Origin of the sequence: Bradyrhizobium guangdongense (assembly GCF_004114975.1) — a bacterium.
GTDB lineage: Bacteria > Pseudomonadota > Alphaproteobacteria > Rhizobiales > Xanthobacteraceae > Bradyrhizobium > Bradyrhizobium guangdongense.
This window is the reverse complement of sequence record NZ_CP030051.1, coordinates 3503904-3520939: the sequence shown is the minus strand read 5'-3', so window position 1 is coordinate 3520939 and position 17036 is coordinate 3503904. Positions and strand designations below refer to the sequence as shown.

Below are 17036 nucleotides of genomic sequence, written 5' to 3'. Positions count from 1 at the left end.
TTGAACCCCTGATATATCAATAGCTTACAGGGACCGCCGGAAGTAATGCGCGATTTCGCCGATGACGCCACGGCGGAAAGTGAGCACGCAGATCACGAAGATCGAGCCTTGGATGACTGTGACCCACTGGCCGAAGCCCGCCAGATATTGCTGCATGGCGATGATCACGAAGGCGCCGACCACGGGACCAAAGATGGTGCCGAGTCCGCCGACCAGCGTCATCAGCACGACTTCGCCTGACATCGACCAGTGCACGTCGGTGAGCGAGGCATTCTGCGCCACGAACACTTTCAGCGCACCGGCAAAGCCTGCCAGCGTGCCCGACAGCACGAAGGCCAGGAACTTGTACTGGTCGGTGCGGTAGCCGAGCGAGATCGCGCGCGGCTCGTTCTCCCGGATCGATTTCAGGACCTCACCGAAGGGCGAGTTGATGATCCGGTAGATCAGCAGGAAGCCCGCCAGGAAGCCGACCAGCACGACGTAGTAGAGCACCGTCGGCTTGGACAGATCGAACACGCCGAACAAATGCCCCTGCGGAATGCCCTGGATGCCGTCCTCGCCGTGGGTGAAGGGCGCCTGCAGGTAGATGAAGTACAGCAGCTGCGACAGCGCCAGCGTGATCATCGAGAAATAGATGCCCTGGCGGCGGATCGAAATATAGCCGGTGATGAGCGACAGCCCGAACGCCGCGGCAATGCCGACGAGGATGCCGAGCTCGGGCGGCAGTCCCCACACCTTCAGCGCATGCCCGCTGCAATAGCCCGCGGTGCCCATGAACATCGCGTGGCCGAACGACAACAGGCCGCCATAGCCGATCAGGAGATTGAAGGCACAGGCGAGCAGAGCAAAGCACAGCGCCTGCATCACGAAGAACGGATAGACCCCCGTAAAGGGCACCGACGCCAGCAGCAGCGCCATCACCACGAAGAGGATCATCTCGTCGCGCATCGCGCGCGGGGTCACCGGCAGCGTGTCGTCCGTCAAGGCTGTCATATCAGGCTGCCCTTCCCGTCAATCCCGTTGGCTTCACCAAGAGCACCAGCACCATCAGCACGAACACGACGGTGTTGGAGGCTTCGGGGTAGAAATATTTGGTCAGGCCCTCGATCACGCCGAGCGCGAAGCCGGTGATGATCGAGCCCATGATCGACCCCATGCCGCCGATCACCACCACCGCGAACACCACGATGATGAGGTCGGCGCCCATCAGCGGCCGGACCTGGTTGATCGGCGCCGAGAGCACACCGGCGAGCGCGGCAAGACCGACGCCGAGACCGTAAGTGAGCGTGATCATGCGCGGCACGTTGATGCCGAAGGCGCGCACCAGCGTCGGATTTTCAGTGGCGGCGCGCAAATAGGCGCCGAGCCGGGTCTTCTCGATCAGGAACCAGGTCGCCAGACACACCACCAGCGAGAACACGACGACCCAGCCGCGGTAGACGGGCAAGAACATGAAGCCGAGATTCATGCCGCCCTTGAGCTGGTCGGGAATGGCATAAGGCAGGCCGGACGAGCCGAAATAGTTCTGGAACACGCCCTGCACGATCAGCGCGATGCCGAAGGTCAGCAGCAGGCCGTAGAGATGGTCGAGGCCGGCGAGCCATTGCAGCATTGTCCGTTCCAGGATCATGCCGAAGATGCCGACGATGATCGGCGCCAGCAGCAGCGCCCACCAGTAATTGATGCCGCCGAGATTCAGCAGGAAATAGGCGCAGAAGGCGCCCATCATGTAGAGCGCGCCGTGGGCGAAGTTGATGATGTTGAGCATGCCGAAGATCACGGCGAGCCCGAGACTGAGCAGCGCGTAGAACGAGCCGTTGATCAGTCCCACCAATAGCTGTGCGTAGAGAGCCTGCATCGATCCAGCACCCAGTCCCTTCGGCGTTCCCTAGAGAATCGGTTCTGATGGAATCAGAACCGAATCTCCAGATTCTTGTTTTGACGCGTTTTCTTCATGCGAACCGGTATCTACTTCGCTCGAAAACGCTTTGGAGTTGCCCGCCGGCCGGCGCCGGCGGGCTATTGGTCTCACTTCTTGAGCAGCGCGCACTTGCTCTCGGACAGCGGCGTGAAGGCCTGATCGCCCGGCACCGTGCCGACCAGCTTGTAGAAGTCCCACGGTCCCTTGGACTCCGACGGCTTCTTCACCTCGAACAGATAGGCGTTATGGATGGTGCGGCCGTTGGGCTGGATCTCGCCCTTGCCGAACAGATCATCATCCGTCGGCATCGACTTCATCTTCTCGACGACCTTGATGCCGTCATGCGGATTGCCGCCCAAGGCTTCCAGCGCCTTGAGATAGTGGCGCACGCCCGCATAGACACCCGCCTGCACCATGGTCGGCGGTGCATTGTTCTTCATCTTCTCGGCGAAGCGCTTGGAGAACGCCCGGGTCTGGTCGTTCATGTCCCAGTAGAACGTCTCGGTGAAGTTGAGGCCCTGCGCCGTCTCCAGGCCGATCGCCTTGACGTCGGTGAGGAACAACAGCAGCGCCGCGAGCTTCTGGCCGCCCTTGCCGATGCCGAACTCGGAGGCCTGCTTGATCGTGTTGGTGGTGTCGCCGCCGGCATTGGCGAGGCCGATGATCTTGGCCTTGGAGGCCTGGGCCTGGAGCAGGAAGGACGAGAAATCAGGCGTGTTGAGCGGATGCTTGACGCCGCCGATCACCTTGCCGCCGTTGGCGGTGACGACGGCCGTGGTGTCGCGCTCGAGCGCCGCGCCGAAGGCGTAGTCGGCGGTCAGGAAGAACCAGGTGTCGCCACCGGCCTTCACCAGAGCCTGGCCCGTGGTGTGCGCCAGCATGTAGGTGTCGTAAGTCCAGTGCACGGTGTTGGGCGAGCACTGCGCATTGGTGAGGTCCGAGGTCGCCGCACCGGAATTGATGTAGACGCCGTTCTTTTCCTTGACGACGTTGTTGACCGCAAGCGCCACGCCGGAATTCGGCACGTCGACGATGATGTCGACCTTGTCGACGTCGAACCATTGCCGCGCGATGGCGGTGCCGATGTCGGGCTTGTTCTGGTGGTCGCCGGAAATGATGTCGATCTTCCAGCCCTTGCCGGCAAGGCCGGAATCTTCAACCGCCATTTGGGCCGCGAGTGTCGACCCGGGGCCGCCGAGATCCGCATAGAGACCGGACTGGTCGGACAACGCGCCGATCTTGACGGTCTTGTCCTGCGCCGACGCGGCGCCTGCCACGGCGAAGCTGAGCGCGGTGGTCAGCAGCAATGATGCAATCGACCTGGTCTTCATGCAATTTTCCTTTTCGAAGTCTTCTCTTTGGCCGTTCTAGACGCCGAGATAGGCGTGGAGCTTGTCCATATTGGCGGCAAGCTCCGAGTTGGAAAATCCGTCAATGATCTTGCCGTGCTCGACGACGTAATAACGATCTGCAACCGTGGATGCGAAACGGAAGTTCTGCTCGACCAGAAGGATCGTAAAGCCCTCCTTCTTGAGTCGCGCAATGGTGTGACCGATCTGCTGAATGATGACCGGCGCAAGACCTTCGGTCGGCTCGTCCAGCATCAGGAAGCTCGCGCCCGTGCGCAGGATACGCGCGATCGCGAGCATCTGCTGTTCGCCGCCCGACAGCTTGGTGCCCTGGCTGCTCAGCCGTTCCTTCAGGTTCGGAAACAGGTCGAAGATCTGCTCCAGCGGCAATCCGCCTGCGCGCACAACCGGAGGCAGCAAGAGATTCTCGCGCACATCGAGGCTTGAGAAAATTCCGCGTTCCTCGGGACAGAACGCGATGCCCATGCGCGCGATCTTGTCCGAGGTCGCGCGGATGATCTCCTGCTCGTTGAACTTGATCGAACCGGCGCGCTTGCCGATGATGCCCATGATCGATTTGAGCGTGGTCGTCTTGCCAGCACCGTTGCGCCCGAGCAGCGTGACGACCTCGCCCGCGTTCACGTCGAAATTGATCCCGTGCAGGATGTGGGATTCGCCGTACCAAGCCTCGAGGTTGCGGACCTGGAGGATGTTGCCGCCGGTTGCGGCCTTCACCGGTGCCTCGGCCATTGCAGTCTCAGGCATGACCGGCTCCCAGATAGGCTTCCTTGACGCGCTCGTCCTTGGTGAGTTCGGAATAATGGCCCTGCGCGAGCACCTGCCCGCGCGTCAGCACAGTGATGATGTCGGAGAGATTGGCGACGACGCTTAAGTTATGCTCGACCATCAGGATGGTGTATTTCGCCGAGATGCGCTTGATCAGCGCCGCGATCTTGTCGATGTCCTCGTGCCCCATCCCGGCCATCGGCTCGTCCAGCAGCATCATCTCCGGATCGAGTGCGAGCGTGGTTGCGATCTCGAGCGCGCGCTTGCGTCCATAGGCCATCTCGACCGCCGGCGTATTGGCAAATTCGCTGAGGCCGACATCGTTCAGCAGCTCGCGCGCACGGTCGTTGAAGCGGTTGAGCACGGACTTGGAGCGCCAGAAATCAAAGGAGCTGCCATGCTGGCGCTGGAGCGCGACACGAACATTCTCCAGCGCGGTGAGATGCGGAAACACCGCCGAGATCTGGAACGAACGCACCAAGCCCAAACGCGCCACATCGGCGGGCGCCATCGCGGTGATGTCCTGCCCCTTGTACAGGATTTTTCCGGCAGACGGTTTGAGGAACTTGGTCAGAAGATTGAAGCACGTCGTCTTGCCGGCACCGTTCGGGCCGATCAACGCGTGAATGCTCCCACGGCGTACCTTGAGCGCAACGTCGCGGACGGCGAAGAAGCCCGCGAACTCCTTGGTCAAGCCTTCCGTTTCGAGAATGAACTCATCGGCCAAACAGATTTCCCCCTGCCCGCGCGAACCGCGCGTGGCTCTCCTTGTTTACTTCGGCTTTCCGGAGGCCTTGGAGCCCGTCCCGGAACGCCGCCTCCGGGCGCGGAATATGCCGGAGGTGACGGGGGTTAGGCAAGGCGGAAAGCTGAGCAGGTCAGGCCTTTGACCGGGAGTCTTATGCTCCCTTAGTTGCAGGCTTTGCGATGTGGCCTGCCGGCCTCCCGGTCCGCAAGACACCGGTCATCAAGTCGTCGTTAACGGTCTTTGGCGCCCCGCGCCAGCCTTCATCAAAAATTTTCCCGCACGCGAGATCATGAACGCGCTTCATTCGCCGGGAATATTGTCTTGGATTTCGCCAGCTCAGCTCCCTCCGTCGTCAAGTCGATCCGGCAGCGCGATCTGCTCAACACGTGGCTGCGCCTTTATGCGCGCCAGCAGATTGCGCCGCCGATCTGGGAGTATCAGCCCGCGCGGCTCGAGGAGGAGCTGTCCGATCTCATCTACTACACGGTGGACGCTTCGACGCCGCCGCGCCTGACGATTCAGAGCGAGGGCACGCGAATCTCGAGCGCCTATGGCCACACCGGCAAGGGAATCCTGCTGGACGACTATGTCGGACCGCGGCTCGCGCCGTTCGTGATACCGATCTATCAGGAATGCGTGGCGCGCGGGCTCCCGGTCTACAGCGTTGCCGATGTCGACGACATCTACGGCCGCGTCGTCGCCTATGAACGGCTGTTGCTGCCGTTCCTCACCGACGACAGGGTCAGCCACGTCATCGCGTCGGTGAAGACCTTCTGCGAGGACGGCGGCTTCGAGATCAAGGATCTGCTGCGCGGAAATGACGCGCCACCTCGGCCGAAACTGCGCACGGTGATCGATCGTGACCTGTTTCACCGTGCGCCGGGCCGCATCGCGGCCGCCGACATCGTCGAATTCGCCGATCAGAGCGACGGCCCGAGTGTTTCCGCCGAAATCATCGAGCTGAACTGAATCTGGATTCGACGCGTTTTCTTATGCGAACCGGAATCCACTTCGCTTGAAACGCTTTAGCGCTTGCGCGAGACGGCGCCGACTTCCTTGTCGTAGATATCTGGCTTGAAGCCGACCAGGAGCTTGCCGCCGATTTCCAGCACCGGCCGCTTGATCATCGATGGTTGCGCTAGCATCAGCGCCAGCGCCTTCTTTTCCGTCAGGCCTTCCTTGTCGGCCTCGGGCAGCTTCTTGAAGGTGGTGCCCGCGCGATTGAGCAGCGTCTCCCAGCCGAGCTTGTCGCTCCATTGCTTCAGTTTGTCCTTTTCCACGCCGGCGGTCTTGTAGTCGTGGAACTCGTAGGCGACGCCATGGGTGTCGAGCCAGGTCCGCGCCTTCTTCATGGTGTCGCAGTTCTTGATGCCGTAGATGATGTTGGGCAAGACGGTCCTCGCGCATGCGTGATGCCTGGGCTGTTCGCGTTGTACGAAACTCCTGATCGCGCGACAATATCGCGAACGATGTTTCGACCTCTCCCGAACGGACACACTATGCACGTCACCCACGATCCCGCCGCATCCGCCTCGCCGACCATCGACTTCAACACGTTCCTCGCGGTCGATATCCGCGTCGGCACCATCGTCGATGCCAAGCCGTTTCCGGAGGCGCGCAAGCCGGCCTGGCGGCTATGGATTGATTTCGGCCCCGTCATCGGCGTGCGCAAGAGCTCGGCGCAGATCACCGAGAACCACCCGCTCGAGACGCTGGTGGGACAGCAGGTCGCGGCCGTCGTCAATTTCCCGCCGCGCCAGATCGGATCTGTCGTGTCGGAAGTCCTCACGCTCGGCTTTCCCGATGCGGACGGCAAGGTCGTGCTGATGCAGCCGAGCAAGCCGGTGCCGAACGGCGGGCGGCTGTTCTAGCGCTCTCACAGGCTGATCACCCATCGCTGATCCTGTTGCTTCGCGCCATCGTGCTCGGACTTGACCTGAAGCTGGTTCGACAATAAAACTGACTGACTGATCGCTTTTTATATGGGACGTCGCTCTGAAGGCCAGTCTTTGCGGAATTTCTAAAGTGATCGATCTGTCAGTTATTTGCGGACGGGACGGATGCCCAAGATCAGCGACAAGAAGCGTGAAGACAGGCGCCAGCAGATTCTCGAAGCGGCGCTCGCCTGCTTCTCCGAAGACGGGTTTCACCAGACCGGCATGGCCGACATCGTGAAGCGGTCGGGCCTCAGCCATGGCGCGGTCTATCTCTACTTCCAGAGCAAGGACGAGCTGATCGAGGCGCTCGCCGACGACCGGCATCGCCGCGAGGCGGTGCTCAACTCGGTTGCGCAAGGCTCCGGTCATCCCGTCGAGGGACTGCACGCGCTGGTTCGCGTCTACGCGCAATGGCTGACCGATCCTGCGGGCGAAGCGCGGCGCCGCGTCGGCATCCACGGCTGGGCCGAGGCGCTTCGCAACCGCCGCGTCCGCTCCAGCGTCGTCGAAGGCATCGCCATGCCGCGCGCGCTGATCGTGGCGCTGGTCGAACGCGGTCAGCACGACGGCCTGATCAGGCGCGACGTCGGCGCGGACGCGATCGCGCGCGTGCTGATCGCGATCTTTCAGGGCTTCGTGCTGCAAAAAAGCTGGGGCGAGGATCTTGATGTCACGGCCTGCATGGCAGCCGTGACCGGAGTGATCGACGGGTTTCGCACGACCCGGCCCGACATCAAGCGACGGGCCAGGACGTAAATCATGCCCTGGATGCACGAGGTCCTTGCCGGCATCGGCGTCGGTCTCGTCAGCGGACTGACGTCGGGCTTCATGGGAACGAGCCCCGGCGGCGGACTCGTCATCTTCAGCGTGCTGCTGCTCGGCGCGGAGCAACACGTCGCCCAGGGGACTTCGCTGATCACGCAGGTCCCGCCGACCGGACTCGCCGGCGTGCGCCGCTACTGGCAGAGCGGCAACCGCAGCCCGCTGCCATGGATCATCTGGATCGGCATCGGATTTCTCCTGGGCGGCGCGGGCGGCGGCTATGCCGCGGCGGCCGTGTCCGACGCGGTGCTGCAATGGACCTACGTCGGCTATCTCGTCGCGCTGATCGCTCTGCTGATCCTGCGTCGCGACCGCAAGGACAGCGGCGCCGATGACCGCGACCAACTGCCTTGGCTCCCCCTGCTCCTCATCGGCATGCTGGCGGGCTTCTCCTCCGGTTTCATGGGCATCGGCGGCGGCCTCGCGATCACGGTTGGTCTCGCCGCCGGTTTGCGCGTGCCGCAGCATCAGGCGCAGCTCGTCAGCCTGATCTTCTCGGTGATCCCGACCAACATCCCGGCAGCCTGGATCTACTGGAGCAAGGGCCTGATGGTGGGCTGGCCCGCCATCCTCGGCATCATCGCCGGCCTCTGGATCGGCACCGATCTCGGCGCCCGCGCGGCCAACCGTGTCAGCAAAGCGGTGCTGCGCCGGAGCATGATCGCCCTCGTGGCCGTCATGGCGCTCTATATGAGCTACAAGGCGCTGAGCTAGTTCACGGGCGCTTGGGGATGTTGAGCCCACGTTCCACGGCCGGACGCGCCAGTCCGAGTTCGAGCCAGGCAGCGACCGACTTGAACTGGCTGAACGCCACGAGATCGCCGGCGCCGTAGAAGCCGATGAGGTTGCGAACCCAGCCGAGCATGGAGATGTCGGCGATGGTGTAGTCGTCATCCATGAACCATTGCCGGCCGGAGAGATGCGCCTCCATCACCCCAAGCAGCCGTTTGGACTCGCCGACGTAACGCTCCAGCGGGCGCTTGTCCTCGAAATCCTTGCCGGCGAATTTGTGGAAGAAGCCGACCTGGCCGAACATCGGCCCGACGCCGCCCATCTGGAAATGCACCCACTGGATGGTCTGGTAGCGCCGCGCCGCATCCTGCGGCAGCAGCTTGCCGGTCTTCTCCGCGAGATATTGCAGGATCGCGCCGGACTCGAACAGCGGCAACGGTTTGCCGCCGGGACCGTTGGGATCGAGGATCGCCGGAATCTTGCCGTTCGGATTAAGCGAGAGGAATTCCGGCGTCTTCTGGTCGTCCTTGCCGAAATCGACGAGATGAACTTCGTAAGGCAGTCCGACCTCCTCCAGCATGATGGAGACCTTGACGCCGTTCGGGGTCGGCAGCGAATAGAGCTGAAGCAGTTCGGGATGCTTGGCAGGCCAGCGCTTGGTGATCGGAAAGGCGGACAGATCGGACATGGGGACCCCGGCGGCTTGCGTGAGATTCCGTCTAATCTAGGCGAGCCGGGATATGGCGCAAGGCCGGGACGTGTCACGCCGGATGTCTGCCGCGAATTCCGATCATAGTGGCTTTAGCAGATGATTGGTGGCGTACACCACATCGTGCTGGGCGCGCTGCTCGATGAAGAGCTGCCCCGTGACGAGCAGCGCTCCGGCAAAAATGAGCGCGAGCATCGCGGTCGCTAACTGACTGGCATCATGCATCGTAGTACGAGCTTCTTCCAATTCTGTCCGCATGGGGAACGCGAGCCCACCACCGCCGGTTCCGGTAGGGTCCAAAAAAATTGCCTGTTTTTCCCGGGTGGCCGGAGCCGCTCCGCGGGACCGGTTCAGTAGTTGATCTCCATCCGCAAACCGCGCGGATCGATCTCGTCCCCGCCGATACGCTGCGTGCTGTTGCGCGCCGCGACCGCACAGGCGCAGGCATCGACGAGATCGTCGCAGCCGATGCCGGTGCCATGGCGCAGCGTCAGCCATTGCCGCAAACGCGTGAAGCCGCGTTGCGTGAGCAGCGCAATGCGCTGCTCACGGCCTTCCGCCGAGGTCTTCTTCGCAAGCCGGCTCCTCCCTGCAAGATTCCAGAAGATCAATTCCGGATGCGCTTCGCCGATTGTCGCCTGACGCTCCGGCGTCATGATCGCGTCGACGTCCCTGATCTTGTCCCTGATGTTCCAAAGCTGCGCCGAGACGCCCCTGCCCCTGCCTTCCCGCTTCCAGTAATGCCTGTTGGCCGCGGCCATGTCCGGAAATGTCCAGAGGTCGCGGCGGGCGCCGAGAAACACCGCAGGCCCCACCAAGTCGCGCCCACGCAGGTCGCATGCGCGGTAGCCGCCAGGCTTCAATCCGATCGGCATGTCGATCATCGCGCGCGTGTGCGGCATTGCGAGCAGGCGCGTCAGGCCCGTCGAATAGTCGAAGCCGTGATCGCCGCGTTCGTCGATCCACGCAGCTACCCAGCCGAAACGAAATCCATCGAGACCTAGATAGTTGTTCACGCGCATGGTCCCGCCTCGAACCAAGGCTCTCTCATCCCTCATCCCTATGGCGGTCAAACAGCCTCTGCGCCGACAATGCATGGCCGAGCGTACCGCCGGCGCGCAACGGCTCCTGCAATCAATGCAGCAATCTTTTCGCAATCAGCTCCCGACCGCCTGGTAGGCCAGGCGCTTGAACTCGAAGAAGAACGGATTCCAGAAGCCCAGATGACGCTGGGCCATCAGAACACCTGCGGTATTGGCCCCGGGGCAGATCCACCAATGGGTGCCGGCCAGGCCGCCCCATTGGAATTCGCCCGTGGAATTCGGCGGATCGAACTGGGTCGGCGCGAAGGTCACGGCGCCGCCGAGGCCAAAGCCCTTGCCCGGCATCGGCCCGAGATTGGCGAAGCGGATGGTCTGGCCCTCAGGCAACTGATTGATCATCATCTGCCGCAGCGTGTCCGGCTTCAACAGCGCATCCGGACCGGGTAGCAGAGCCCGCACCAGAGCGAGCATGTCAGGCAGGGTCGAGACCAGACCGCCGCCCCCCGACAGCCGCGGGAACGGCCGTCGATAGGCCTGGGGATACGGCAGATTATCGGCGCGCGTCAGGCCCGGCTTCATCGGATCGAGCACGTCGGCGCCGGTGTAATGCGCAACCAGCCTGCCTTGCTGCGCTTCAGGTACAAAGAAGCCGGTGTCGGTCATGCCGAGCGGATCGAAGATGCGCATCTTCAGGAACACATCGAGCGGCTTGCCCGAGACCACCTCGACCACGCGGCCAAGCACGTCGGTCGCCACCGAATATTCCCAGGATGTGCCGGGATGATAGGACAGCGGCAGGTCGGCGAGCTTGTCGATCATGTCGGTCAGCGGCGTCAGCGGATTGAGCACGCCCGCGTCGTTGTATCCTTTGAACAGCACCGTGCCGGGATCAAAGATGCCGTAGCTGAGACCGGACGTATGGGTCAGCAAATGCCGGATCGTGATCGGGCTCTTCGCCGGTTCGACATCGGCGAGACTCGAAGCACCCTGCTTCAGCACCTTGCGATGGCCGAGTTGCGGCAGGAATTTTTCAATGGGGTCATCGAGTCCGATGCGGCCCTCCTCGACCATCAGCATGATCGCGGAGTTGACGAAGATCTTGGTGTTGGAGAACGCGCGGAAAATATGGTCGGGTCGGAGTTGGGTCTTCGCCTCGCGATCGGCAAAGCCGACGCATTGCTGGTCGACCACCTCGCGCCCGCGCAGCACCGCCCAGGACACGCCGGGGATGATCTCCTGATCGACGTAGCGTTGCATCGCCGTCCGCGCGGCGGAAAAATCTGGCGTCCTGGCGTCCATAAATGCGCTCCTCCCTGAATTGGTCTGCGATGGATATAGCAACGAATCGTTCGCGGGGAAGCCCGTTCGCGTGAGGCGCGGACGACGCTGGTCATCTCAGCCTTTTTGTTTCGCCGCATGTTCCTACCCGCCCGAGCAACACAACGAAAACGTCAGCAATCCCTGCGGCAAGATCTCGTTAAGCGCGCGACCTTTAGCCTCACGGTCATGTTCAGCGTATCTTCATGCTCACCAGGAGTGACCGGCAATGACCTCGATCTCTGCAACGACCACCAATTCCTACTCCCCCCTTGACCGCCTCAAGAGCGAGCTCACCAAGGAAGTCTCGGCAGGGACCATCTCGTCGAGCGACCAGTCCGCACTGTCGTCGGCGCTCGACGACATCGATTCGACGATGAAGAGCGGCGCATCCAGCGCAAGCTCCTCATCGCCGCCTTCGGCTGACAAGATGCAGTCCAAGATCGACGACCTGATCCAGAACGAAGTGTCGAACGGCAAGCTGACCAGCGATCAGGCCAGCGAGTTGAAGAACGTATTCGCCAACACTTTCTCCGGCAGCGCCGGCGGCCCGCCGCCGCCGGACGGCAGCAGCGATGCGTCGGGCACGACCAGCACGGACTCGACTTCGTCGTCCGATTCCTCGTCGAGCTCGTCGTCTGCCGCCACCGCGGAGCTGATGAAGGAGCTGATCTCGCTGCTTCAGAACGCGACCAGCCAGTCGACCTCCTACAGCTCCAGCGGCAACTCGGCGTCCTCCAATGCATCCAGCGCGCTGCTGGTCGACTACAAGACTTGAAATCGACGGCCCGGCGCACCCCGCCGGGCCGTCACGCCTGCTTCGTGAACGCCGTCACGTGCAGACGCCGGCGGATGCGCATGCCCTGGCGCTGATAGAGCGCGATGGCCGAATTGTTGTTCGAAAACACGTGCAGGAATGGAATTTCGCCGCGCGCCTCGATTTGGCGCGCGACGGCTGCGAGCAGAGCCTGCGCATAGCCGCGTCCGCGATAATCGGGATGGACACAGACCGCCGTCATCTCGGTGAATTTGCCCGGCTTCATGCGCTCGCCGGTCATCGCGACCAGCTCGCCGCCAGCGCGGATGCCGAGGAACGTGCCGAGCTCGTGCGTCCGCGCGGCGAACGGACCGGGCTTGGTCAACGCCGTCAGCGCCATCATCGCGGGAACATCGGCCGCACCCAGCCTCACGATCTCGGCGTCACGCAACGAGCTGTCCGCGGGCGAGCCGATCATCTGCTCGCCGGTTTCCGATAGCACGACCTTGAAGCCCGAGGGGACGTCGACCGGCTCGGGCGTGAACAACGCCGTGACCTGCGAGGGCGGCAGGAGATCGCCGAGCGCGGCAAAGCTCGCCTCAGACATGTCGACCATGTCAGCGAACGGCGTCATGTCCACGGGATAGCGTCGCGCGCGCGAGCCTCCCTCGGCCAGGTGCTTCTGGCTCGTCGTCAGCGCGCTCCAGATCGGACGATCCAGCAATGCCTCATCGCTGTCGGACACCGGCCTAGTCCTTCTCGAAGCTGACGATCACGGCCGCATTGGCGATGAGGATGGGATCATTGGCCACTTCCGTGGCCGAGGGGATTTCCAGCCCACCTTTGACCGCGGTGACGGTCACGGTGCCGTAAGGAAGCTCCTTGGCAACCGCCTCCTTGTCGACGGCCTCAGGGTTGGGCACGCCGATGGTAACGTCGACGAACATGTCGCTTGCGGTCTTGCCGATCATCCGAAAGAAACCGAGACTCGAATGCCTGATGGCATCCGACACCGCGCGCTTGGCCGCCTTGGTGGCGTCCCGGCCGTGGACGTCGACGCCCATGCCCATCTCGGTAACGCAGCGAACACGTGTCATGTTCATTCCTGTCAGTGCTGGAATTCAGAGCGGCTGACCTTCCGCGATCCGCGGCTCCGGCACAAGCGCCTTTTCGCGCAGGAAATATGCGTCGCGGTCCTCCTCCTGCGCGTTCACGACTGCGCGAATTCGCAGCAAATCCTTGCGAGCGACGAGGCCGACCACGCGATGGCTGCCACGATCGACCACCGGCAGCCGTCCGAGATCGGAGGCGACCATGAGATCGGCGACCCGCCCCAGCACGTCATCCTGATACGCGACGATGCTGGACGTGTCCGACACGACATCATCGAGCGTCGCCGCCTGATGATCGCCCTCGGTGCGCCAGCGCAGCACGTCGGCGCGGGTCACCATGCCGGTCAGCCGCCCATCGCTTGCTACGACGGGATAGGATTTGTGACGGCGCTGCTCCGAGGTGAAGAACGCGACCGCCGCGTCAATGGACATGTCGACCGGCAGAGTGTCGACATCAGTCACCATGACGTCGGCCGCTCGTAGCAGTTCGAACGGATCGACCGCGTATTCGCGCGTGATGTGCTGGCCGCGCCGTGCGATCTTCTCGGTCAGGATCGAGCGCTTGAGCAACAGTACGGTGACGGCATGCGCCGCGCCGGTCGCCGCCAGCAGCGGCAGCAGCATGTCGATGTTGCCGGTGAGCTCGATCGCGAACATCACGCCTGTCAGCGGCGAGCGCATCGTGCCGCCCATCATCGCGGCCATGCCGACCAGCGCCCAGAATGATGTGCCGCCAGGCAAGATCAGTCCTTCCATCCAGCCGGCCGTGCCGCCGAGAATCAGCAATGGCGCCAGCACGCCGCCCGATGTGCCCGAACTCAGCGCGACCACCCAGATTGCAGACTTCACCAGCAGCATGCGGATCGCCTCGTCACGCGCCATGTGGCCAGACAACAGATCCGCAATGACGTCGTAACCGACACCGAGCGCGCGGGGATCAATCAGGCCGCCGAGACCGACAACGAGGCCGCCGAGCATCGGCCACCACATCCAGTGCACCGGCAGATGTTCGAACAGGTCTTCGATCGCGTAGAGCAGCCGCGTCATCAGCCCGGATTGCAGGCCGGCGGCAATGCCGACGCCGATCGCAGCCGCTAGGCCCCACCAGGGCAGGTCCGGCCGTTCCGTGAACGGAAACAACGGCCCGGTCCCGAACAGCAGCGGGCGCCAGGCCGCCGAGATCACCGCTCCCGTCACCACGGGCAGGAAGCTGCGCGGCTTCCATTCGAACAGTAGCAGCTCGACCGCGAGCAGCACCGCGGCAATCGGCGTACCGAAGATCGCTGTCATGCCCGCAGCCGCGCCCGCGACAAGCAGCGTCTTGCGCTCGGCCGCGGTCAGATGGAAGCACTGGGCGAAGATCGATCCGATCGCGCCGCCCGTCATGATGATCGGTCCTTCCGCGCCGAACGGGCCGCCGCTTCCGATCGACACCGCCGAGGACAGCGGCTTCAGGATCGCGACCTTCGGCTGCATCCGGCTGCCACCGATCAGGATCGCCTCGATCGCTTCGGGAATGCCGTGGCCGCGAATCTTCTCCGATCCGAACCGCGCCATCAGCCCGATCACGAGCCCCCCGAGCGCCGGCGCCAGCACCATCCAGATTCCGGGATGGGCATTCGCAAGCGAGACGTTCTCAGTGCTGAAATGACCGAACCACACCAGATTGGTCACCAGCGCGATCAGCTTCAGCAGCACCCAGGCCGCCCCGGCACTGATGCTGCCGACCAGCAGCGCCATCCCGATCAGGACCAGCACGCGGCGGTCGGCGGTAAAATCTCCGGGTTTGCCGCGAGGACGCGGGAGGCCGCCGGTGATGTCGGGGGTCTGGCGCATGGACGTCTCTTGTCGGGAGGATTCTTCGCGCCCGCATTATATCGCAATGCGATATATATCAAGGAATGGCAGCTATGATCCTCGCAGCAAGATGGTAAACCGGGCGCTACTTTTGCCGCGCCCGCAGCTCGTCCACGAGCACCCGGACGTTTTCCGAATAGTCGATCGGAATCGAGACCAGGTGCACGCCGCCCTCCCTAAAGGCCGTCTCCAGCGTCGGACCGAAACTGTCGATGCTTTCGATGCGGTGGCCCTTGGCGCCATAGGCTTTGGCATAGAGCGCAAAGTCGGGATTGCCGAAGGTCATGCCGTAGTCGGCAAAATGGTCGACGGCCTGCTTCCAGCGGATCATGCCGTAGGCATTGTCCTCCAGCACCAGCACGACGAGATTGAGCTTGAGGCGAACCGCGGTCTCCATCTCCTGGCTGTTCATCATGAAGCCGCCGTCGCCGGCCACCGCGAGCACGCGGCGATCAGGATAGAGCATCGCGGCCATCATCGCCGACGGCAGGCCCGCGCCCATCGTCGCCAGCGCATTGTCGAGCAGCAGCGTATTGGCGACACGGGTGCGGTAGTTGCGCGCAAACCAGATCTTGTACATGCCGTTGTCGAGCGCGACGATGCCGTTCTCCGGGATGACCTGACGGATATCGTGCACGATGCGCTGCGGGGTCGGCGGCCAGCGCGTCTCGGTTGCGCGGTCGGCAATGTGGCTGAGGATGTCTTCGCGCAAGGGCAGCAACGCCGCCGCCTGCGGCAGCTTGCCTTCGAGCCGGTCGGCCAGAAGCTCCAGGCTGGGGCCGACGTCTCCGACGACCTCGGCGTCAGGGAAATAGACCAACTCGACGCTGGCCGAAGTGTAGCTGACGTGAATGACCTTCGGCCCCGATGGCCCCATGATGAAGGGCGGCTTCTCGATCGGGTCATGGCCGATCGCGACGATCAGGTCGGCAGCGTCGATGGCATCGTGGACATAGTCGCGTTCGGACAAGGCCGCGGTGCCCATATAGAGATTGGTGCCGCCGGGCACGGTGCCCTTGCCCATCTGCGTGGTGAAGAACGGAATGCCGGTCCGCCGCACGAAGCTCGCGATGCCGTGGGTGGAGCGCGGCCGGCTGGTCGCCGCCCCCATCATCACCAACGGACGCTTCGCGGCCAGGATCATCTCGGCAGCACGGTCGAGCGCGGCGCGATGCGCGACGGGGATCTCGATGGGATGGATCGGGATCACGGGAACGGCCTCGACTTCGTCGCCGGCGATGTCCTCGGGCAGTTCGAGATGCACCGGTCCCGGCCGCTCCTCCATCGCGACGCGGAAGGCATCGCGCACCACGGTCGGGATCGAGGAGGCGCTGACGATCTGCCGCGACAATTTCGTCAGCGGCTTCATGGTCGCGACCACGTCCACGATCTGGAATCGCGCCTGCCGGCTGCTCATGATCGGCTTCTGGCCGGTGATCAGGATCATCGGCATCGCGCCGAGATGCGCATAGGCGGCACCGGTCGACAGATTGAGCGCGCCGGGCCCGAGCGTGGAGAGGCACACGCCGGGCTTGCCGGTCAGCCTGCCATGGGTCGCCGCCATGAAGGCCGCGGCCTGCTCGTGGCGGGTCAGGACCAGCTCGATTTTCGACGTGCGCAGCGATTCGACGAGGTCGAGATTTTCCTCGCCGGGCACGCCGAAGATGCGATCGACGCCTTCGTTCTCGAGCGCCGCGACGAACAGGTCCGATCCCTTGACTTTCCGTTCCTGCGCGCTCATGTCGCCTCCACTTGCCGCCCGGGTATGAAGCAGGCGATGCATGGTAGCTGACTTGGCGGCCTGCACAACTCACAAAGCGGCGCATCTGCTCCCCTTCGCCATTGCGAACGCAGCGAAACACCTCAGAACCCGCGCGCGGCTCATCCCTTGTTAGTTGACGCGCGCTGCCCTAGTGACTGGCTTCTCCTGCCTGGTGCTCGCAAGC

Annotated in this window: 19 protein-coding genes and 1 pseudogene; 5 read left to right on the top strand and 15 right to left on the bottom strand. The window is 63.3% G+C overall.

The window, feature by feature from the left end:
* Positions 1-24 precede the first annotated feature (24 nt).
* From X265_RS16740 to X265_RS16720, 5 genes are all read right to left on the bottom strand, one after another.
* On the bottom strand, positions 25-993 hold the full coding sequence (locus tag X265_RS16740) for a branched-chain amino acid ABC transporter permease (protein ID WP_128965798.1): 969 nt from the start codon (positions 991-993) through the stop codon (positions 25-27).
* Position 994: 1 nt separating this feature from the next.
* Entirely contained in the window at positions 995-1858 is an 864-nt protein-coding gene (locus X265_RS16735; RefSeq protein WP_128965797.1) for a branched-chain amino acid ABC transporter permease, read from the bottom strand.
* Between the two features lie 170 nt (positions 1859-2028).
* Entirely contained in the window at positions 2029-3252 is a 1224-nt protein-coding gene (locus tag X265_RS16730; protein WP_128965796.1) for an ABC transporter substrate-binding protein, read from the bottom strand.
* A gap of 36 nt (positions 3253-3288) precedes the next feature.
* Positions 3289-4035, bottom strand: coding sequence for an ABC transporter ATP-binding protein (locus X265_RS16725; RefSeq protein ID WP_128965795.1), 747 nt, complete (start codon positions 4033-4035; stop codon positions 3289-3291).
* Positions 4028-4783 (bottom strand): ABC transporter ATP-binding protein, encoded by a 756-nt coding sequence (locus tag X265_RS16720; protein WP_063983735.1) that lies wholly within the window; start codon positions 4781-4783, stop codon positions 4028-4030. The genes X265_RS16725 and X265_RS16720 overlap by 8 nt, the downstream gene beginning before the upstream one ends.
* Before the next feature lie 342 nt (positions 4784-5125).
* Between X265_RS16720 and X265_RS16715 the strand changes: the two genes are divergently transcribed.
* Complete coding sequence (locus X265_RS16715) at positions 5126-5773, top strand: PAS domain-containing protein (RefSeq protein WP_128965794.1); 648 nt, start codon at positions 5126-5128, stop codon at positions 5771-5773.
* Between the two features lie 56 nt (positions 5774-5829).
* Here X265_RS16715 and X265_RS16710 read toward each other — a convergent pair whose 3' ends face one another.
* Positions 5830-6195, bottom strand: a complete 366-nt coding sequence (locus X265_RS16710; RefSeq protein ID WP_128965793.1) for an ArsC family reductase — start codon at positions 6193-6195, stop codon at positions 5830-5832.
* Between the two features lie 108 nt (positions 6196-6303).
* Between X265_RS16710 and X265_RS16705 the strand changes: the two genes are divergently transcribed.
* From X265_RS16705 to X265_RS16695, 3 genes are all read left to right on the top strand, one after another.
* Complete coding sequence (locus tag X265_RS16705; protein ID WP_128965792.1) at positions 6304-6675, top strand: tRNA-binding protein; 372 nt, start codon at positions 6304-6306, stop codon at positions 6673-6675.
* 189 nt (positions 6676-6864) lie between these two features.
* Positions 6865-7497 (top strand): TetR/AcrR family transcriptional regulator, encoded by a 633-nt coding sequence (locus X265_RS16700; RefSeq protein ID WP_128965791.1) that lies wholly within the window; start codon positions 6865-6867, stop codon positions 7495-7497.
* 3 nt (positions 7498-7500) lie between these two features.
* On the top strand, positions 7501-8277 hold the full coding sequence (locus X265_RS16695; RefSeq protein WP_128965790.1) for a sulfite exporter TauE/SafE family protein: 777 nt from the start codon (positions 7501-7503) through the stop codon (positions 8275-8277).
* A gap of 1 nt (position 8278) precedes the next feature.
* Here X265_RS16695 and X265_RS16690 read toward each other — a convergent pair whose 3' ends face one another.
* From X265_RS16690 to X265_RS16680, 5 genes and pseudogenes are all read right to left on the bottom strand, one after another.
* Positions 8279-8983, bottom strand: a complete 705-nt coding sequence (locus X265_RS16690; RefSeq protein WP_128965789.1) for a glutathione S-transferase family protein — start codon at positions 8981-8983, stop codon at positions 8279-8281.
* A 102-nt stretch (positions 8984-9085) separates the two neighbouring features.
* Positions 9086-9229: a hypothetical protein gene (locus X265_RS40505; RefSeq protein ID WP_164938625.1), complete on the bottom strand. Its 144-nt coding sequence runs from the start codon at positions 9227-9229 to the stop codon at positions 9086-9088.
* Positions 9230-9354: 125 nt separating this feature from the next.
* Positions 9355-10020, bottom strand: coding sequence for a DUF429 domain-containing protein (locus X265_RS16685; protein WP_128965788.1), 666 nt, complete (start codon positions 10018-10020; stop codon positions 9355-9357).
* A gap of 31 nt (positions 10021-10051) precedes the next feature.
* Positions 10052-10148, bottom strand: a pseudogene (locus X265_RS42310) (carboxymuconolactone decarboxylase family protein); the annotation flags it as partial.
* A 13-nt stretch (positions 10149-10161) separates the two neighbouring features.
* Positions 10162-11346: a serine hydrolase domain-containing protein gene (locus X265_RS16680; RefSeq protein ID WP_128965787.1), complete on the bottom strand. Its 1185-nt coding sequence runs from the start codon at positions 11344-11346 to the stop codon at positions 10162-10164.
* A gap of 247 nt (positions 11347-11593) precedes the next feature.
* On the opposite strand from X265_RS16680, the gene X265_RS16675 reads away from it, so the two are divergent.
* Positions 11594-12142: a hypothetical protein gene (locus X265_RS16675; RefSeq protein WP_128965786.1), complete on the top strand. Its 549-nt coding sequence runs from the start codon at positions 11594-11596 to the stop codon at positions 12140-12142.
* A gap of 31 nt (positions 12143-12173) precedes the next feature.
* Here X265_RS16675 and X265_RS16670 read toward each other — a convergent pair whose 3' ends face one another.
* The 4 genes from X265_RS16670 to X265_RS16655 all read right to left on the bottom strand — a co-directional run bounded on the left by X265_RS16670 (position 12174) and on the right by X265_RS16655 (position 16831).
* Positions 12174-12866, bottom strand: coding sequence for a GNAT family N-acetyltransferase (locus X265_RS16670; RefSeq protein WP_128965785.1), 693 nt, complete (start codon positions 12864-12866; stop codon positions 12174-12176).
* Between the two features lie 4 nt (positions 12867-12870).
* A complete protein-coding gene (locus X265_RS16665) occupies positions 12871-13218 on the bottom strand; it encodes a Lin0512 family protein (RefSeq protein WP_128965784.1) in 348 nt (115 codons plus the stop codon).
* A 24-nt stretch (positions 13219-13242) separates the two neighbouring features.
* Positions 13243-15069 (bottom strand): chloride channel protein, encoded by a 1827-nt coding sequence (locus tag X265_RS16660; RefSeq protein ID WP_128965783.1) that lies wholly within the window; start codon positions 15067-15069, stop codon positions 13243-13245.
* Between the two features lie 106 nt (positions 15070-15175).
* Positions 15176-16831, bottom strand: a complete 1656-nt coding sequence (locus tag X265_RS16655) for an acetolactate synthase large subunit (RefSeq protein ID WP_128965782.1) — start codon at positions 16829-16831, stop codon at positions 15176-15178.
* Positions 16832-17036 lie beyond the last annotated feature (205 nt).